The sequence below is a fragment of the Mesorhizobium sanjuanii genome (assembly GCF_002529485.1).
Lineage (GTDB): Bacteria > Pseudomonadota > Alphaproteobacteria > Rhizobiales > Rhizobiaceae > Mesorhizobium > Mesorhizobium sanjuanii.
In genome coordinates, this window is sequence record NZ_NWQG01000257.1 from 1 (window position 1) to 4,148 (window position 4,148).

The 4,148-nt window shown below is 61.6% G+C and carries 9 protein-coding genes; all 9 read right to left on the reverse strand.

The window, feature by feature from the left end:
* Nucleotides 1–72 precede the first annotated feature (72 nt).
* The 9 genes from rpmD to rplN all read right to left on the reverse strand — a co-directional run bounded on the left by rpmD (nucleotide 73) and on the right by rplN (nucleotide 4,072).
* Entirely contained in the window at nucleotides 73–270 is a 198-nt protein-coding gene (gene rpmD / locus CN311_RS29740; protein ID WP_006205449.1) for a 50S ribosomal protein L30, read from the reverse strand.
* A 24-nt stretch (nucleotides 271–294) separates the two neighbouring features.
* Complete coding sequence (rpsE, locus tag CN311_RS29745; protein WP_006333394.1) at nucleotides 295–858, reverse strand: 30S ribosomal protein S5; 564 nt, start codon at nucleotides 856–858, stop codon at nucleotides 295–297.
* Between the two features lie 81 nt (nucleotides 859–939).
* The gene (rplR, locus tag CN311_RS29750) at nucleotides 940–1,299 is read right to left on the reverse strand and encodes a 50S ribosomal protein L18 (protein ID WP_097577173.1); all 360 of its coding nucleotides are present in this window, start codon (nucleotides 1,297–1,299) and stop codon (nucleotides 940–942) included.
* 140 nt (nucleotides 1,300–1,439) lie between these two features.
* On the reverse strand, nucleotides 1,440–1,973 hold the full coding sequence (gene rplF, locus CN311_RS29755) for a 50S ribosomal protein L6 (RefSeq protein WP_008875672.1): 534 nt from the start codon (nucleotides 1,971–1,973) through the stop codon (nucleotides 1,440–1,442).
* A gap of 89 nt (nucleotides 1,974–2,062) precedes the next feature.
* Nucleotides 2,063–2,461 carry a 30S ribosomal protein S8 gene (rpsH, locus tag CN311_RS29760; protein WP_006205453.1) on the reverse strand — a complete coding sequence of 133 codons (399 nt, stop codon included), beginning with the start codon at nucleotides 2,459–2,461 and terminating at the stop codon, nucleotides 2,063–2,065.
* A gap of 12 nt (nucleotides 2,462–2,473) precedes the next feature.
* Complete coding sequence (gene rpsN, locus CN311_RS29765) at nucleotides 2,474–2,779, reverse strand: 30S ribosomal protein S14 (protein ID WP_008875671.1); 306 nt, start codon at nucleotides 2,777–2,779, stop codon at nucleotides 2,474–2,476.
* Between the two features lie 26 nt (nucleotides 2,780–2,805).
* On the reverse strand, nucleotides 2,806–3,384 hold the full coding sequence (gene rplE, locus CN311_RS29770) for a 50S ribosomal protein L5 (protein ID WP_008875670.1): 579 nt from the start codon (nucleotides 3,382–3,384) through the stop codon (nucleotides 2,806–2,808).
* Entirely contained in the window at nucleotides 3,377–3,691 is a 315-nt protein-coding gene (gene rplX / locus CN311_RS29775) for a 50S ribosomal protein L24 (RefSeq protein ID WP_006205456.1), read from the reverse strand. Before rplX ends, rplE begins: the two co-directional genes overlap by 8 nt.
* A gap of 12 nt (nucleotides 3,692–3,703) precedes the next feature.
* Nucleotides 3,704–4,072, reverse strand: coding sequence for a 50S ribosomal protein L14 (gene rplN / locus CN311_RS29780; protein ID WP_006205457.1), 369 nt, complete (start codon nucleotides 4,070–4,072; stop codon nucleotides 3,704–3,706).
* Nucleotides 4,073–4,148 lie beyond the last annotated feature (76 nt).

Sequence of the window (4,148 nt, forward strand, 5' to 3'; positions counted from 1 at the left end):
TTCTTGGAATGCGTGGCGCCGTCCTTGTCACGCAGATCGTTGAGTTTCATCTTCGTTCTCCTGCGTTTTTGCTCAGCCCTCGTCCACGACGCGGACGAGATGCTGGACGGCAGCGATCATGCCGCGCACGGAGGGCGTATCCTCCAGCGTGCGCTGCTTGTGCATCTTGTTGAGGCCGAGGCCGACCAGCGTCGCGCGCTGCTCCTTCGGCCGGCGGATCGGCGAACCGATCTGCTCGACGGTGATGGTCTTTGTTGCTTTCTTGGCCATGGTCAAAATCCCTGGTCAGATCGACTATTCTTCGGCCGCAACGGCGGTGCCGCGGCGGGCCTGAAGCGTCGAATACTTGATGCCGCGCGCAGCAGCCACATCCTTGGGATGCATCTGGCTCTTCAGCGCGTCGAACGTGGCGCGAACCATGTTGTATGGGTTCGACGAACCCATCGACTTGGCGACCACGTCATGCATGCCGAGCGTCTCGAAGACGGCGCGCATCGGGCCGCCGGCGATGATGCCGGTACCTTGCTTGGCAGCGCGCAGCAGCACGCGTCCGGCGCCCCAGCGTCCTTCGACGTCGTGGTGCAGCGTGCGGCCCGAGCGCAGCGGCACGAAGATCATGTCGCGCTTGGCCGATTCGGTTGCCTTGCGGATCGCCTCCGGCACTTCGCGCGCCTTGCCGTGGCCGAAGCCGACGCGGCCCTTCTGGTCGCCGACGACGACGAGTGCTGCAAAGCCGAAGCGACGGCCGCCCTTGACGACCTTGGCGACGCGGTTGATGTGGACGAGCTTGTCCACCATGCCATCGTCGCGCTCTTCGCGATCACGGCCGCGGCCGCCATCTCTACGTTCCTGTGCCATATCCTGTTCCTTGTTTTTTTCCGGAAGCACGGTTGATGATGATATCCGGCGCCTCTGTGGGTCACCGGGGGCGAAAGTTTCTTAGAAGCTGAGACCGCCTTCACGGGCGGCTTCGGCCAGCGCCTTGACGCGACCGTGATAGATATAAGGGCCGCGGTCGAAGACGACTTCCTTGACGCCGGCCTTCGAGGCGCGCTCGGCGATCAGCTTGCCGATCGCGGCGGCAGCCGCGGTGTCGGCGCCGGTCTTGAGCGAACCCTTGAGGTCCTTCTCCAAGGTCGAGGCGGCGGCGATGGTGTGGCCCTTGGCGTCGTCGATGACCTGCACATAGATGTTCTTCGACGTGCGGTGGACGGACAGACGCGGACGCTCGCCCGCGACCTTCTTGATCTGGCGGCGGACGCGCTGAGCGCGGCGCTGGGTGGATTCTTTCGAGCCCATGATGTCGGTTCCTTGCCTTCAAAAAACGGGGACAACCATATGCGGTAGGCGAAGCGCCTCCCGCGGCCGTGCCCCGCGGCGTTGCATTTCCTTGGTTTGGTCCTTTCCGAAAAGTCCGCGACTTTTCGGGGCCAAGCCCACTACTTCTTCTTGCCTTCCTTGCGGACGATCTTCTCGCCAGCGTAGCGCACGCCCTTGCCCTTGTAGGGCTCCGGGCCGCGATACTCGCGGATCTCGGCGGCGACCTGGCCGACCATCTGCTTGTCGATGCCGGTCACGGTGATTTCCGTCGGCTTCGGCACGGTGATCGTGATGCCTTGCGGCGTCTCATAGACGACGTCATGGCTGAAGCCAAGCGCGAGCTGCAGGTTCTTGCCCTGCATGGCGGCGCGGTAGCCGACGCCGGTGATCTCGAGCTTCTTTTCGAAACCGTCCTTGACGCCCTGCAGGATGTTGACGATCTGCGTGCGCGACATGCCCCATTTGGCGCGGGCGGTCTTGGTCTGGTCGCGCGGCTGGACAGCGATCTCCGAGCCTTCCATCTTGACCAGAACTTCGTCGTTCACCACGAACTTCAGCTCGCCCTTGGGGCCCTTCGCCGTCACGGTCTGGCCGTTGACGGTCGCGGTCACGCCCTGCGGCAGCGAAACGGGTTTCTTTCCAATACGAGACATTTTGTTGTCCTCGTCACTTCTCTTGTTTCAGGTCTCTGTCTTCGGGAACGATCCGAAGACCGGATTCCACTTTGCGATGAGCTGCCAGATCAAAAGATCTGGCAGAGGATCTCACCGCCGACATTCTGTTCGCGTGCTTCGTGGTCGGCCATCACGCCCTTCGGTGTCGAAAGGATGGCGATGCCGAGACCGTTGGCGACGTGCGGGATCGACTTGGCCGAAACGTAAACGCGACGGCCCGGCTTCGAGACGCGGGCGATTTCGCGCACGACCGGCGCACCGTCGAAATACTTCAGCTCGATCTCGATTTCGGACTTGCCGTTGTCGAAGTCGGTCTGGCTGTAGTCGCGGATATAGCCTTCAGCCTTCAGCACGTCGAGGACGCGGGTACGCAGGCGCGAGGCCGGCGTCGAAACGCTCGACTTCTTGCGGCCATAGGCGTTGCGGATGCGGGTCAGCATATCGCCGAGAGGATCGCTCAATGACATGTTATGTCCTCCTTACCAGCTCGACTTGACCAGGCCCGGGATCTGGCCGTTATTGCCGAGATCACGAAGCGCGATGCGCGATACTTTGAGCTTGCGATAATAGGCACGCGGACGTCCGGTGACTTCGCAGCGGTTGCGGATGCGGATCTTGGCCGAGTTGCGCGGCAGGGCAGCAAGCTTCAACTGGGCGCGGAAGCGCTCTTCCATCGGCTTGGACTGATCCATGATGATCGCCTTGAGCGCCTTGCGCTTGGGACCGTACTGGTCCGCAAGCTTGCGGCGCCTGTTGTTCTTCTCGACTGAGCTGGTCTTTGCCATTTCAGATTTTCCTTTTCTCGCTGCCGTTACTGGCGGAAGGGGAAGTTGAAGGCCTTGAGCAATGCCCTGGCTTCGTCGTCCGTCTTCGCAGTCGTACAAACGATGACGTCCATGCCCCAGATCTGATCAACCTTGTCGTAGTTGATCTCCGGGAACACGATGTGTTCCTTGATGCCCATGGCGTAATTGCCACGGCCATCGAAGCTCTTCGGATTGAGCCCGCGGAAGTCGCGGACGCGCGGCAGCGCGATGTTCACGAGGCGGTCGAGGAACTCGTACATGCGTTCCTTGCGCAGCGTGACCTTGGCGCCGATCGGCATCTTCTCGCGGACCTTGAAGCCGGCGATCGAATTGCGGGCGCGGGTGACGACGGCCTTCTGGCCGGCGATCATCGCCAGGTCTTCGGCCGCGATCGAAGGCTTCTTCGAATCGCCGGTCGCTTCGCCGACGCCCATGTTCAGCACGATCTTGTCGATGCGGGGGACCTGCATCTCGTTCTCGTAGCCGAACTGCTCCTGCAGCGCCTTGCGGATGGTCTCGTTGTAGACCTGCTTGAGACGCGGCGTGTTCTGGGCAGTCGCCTGCTTGGTTTGAGCCTTAGCCATTGATGACTTCTCCCGAGCGCTTGGCGACGCGCACCTTCTTGCCGTCCTTCTGGAAGATGAAGCCGACGCGGGTCGGCTTGCCATCCTTGGGGTCGGCTAGCGCGATGTTCGACAGCTGGATCGGCGCTTCCTTGGTGATGATCCCGCCCTCTTGGGACTGGGACTGCTTCTGGTGACGGCGGATCATGTTGACGCCGCGCACCAGCGCGGTGTCGTCCTTCGGCTGTACCGAGAGGACTTCGCCCGAACGGCCCTTGTCCTTGCCGGCCAGCACGACGACCTTGTCGCCTTTTCTAATCTTTTGCATTGGTCCGGCTCCTTACAGCACTTCAGGCGCGAGCGAGATGATCTTCATGTGGTTCTTGGCGCGCAGTTCGCGCGGAACCGGTCCGAAGATACGTGTGCCGATCGGCTCTTTCTTGTTGTCGACGAGAACGGCCGCGTTCTTGTCGAAACGGATCACGCTGCCGTCCGGGCGGCGGATGTCCTTGGCCGTGCGAACCACGACCGCCTTCATCACATCGCCCTTCTTCACGCGGCCGCGCGGGATGGCTTCCTTGATCGACACCACGATGATGTCGCCCACGGAAGCGTATTTCCGCTTCGAGCCGCCCAGCACCTTGATGCACATGACACGACGGGCGCCGGAATTATCCGCGACGTCGAGGTTTGTTTGCATCTGAATCATGACTGGCCGCCTTCTTCTTTTCTAACGGGACGGGTTCTTCACCCTTCCCCGGTCTGTCCAAAATTCGTTGTTTTAC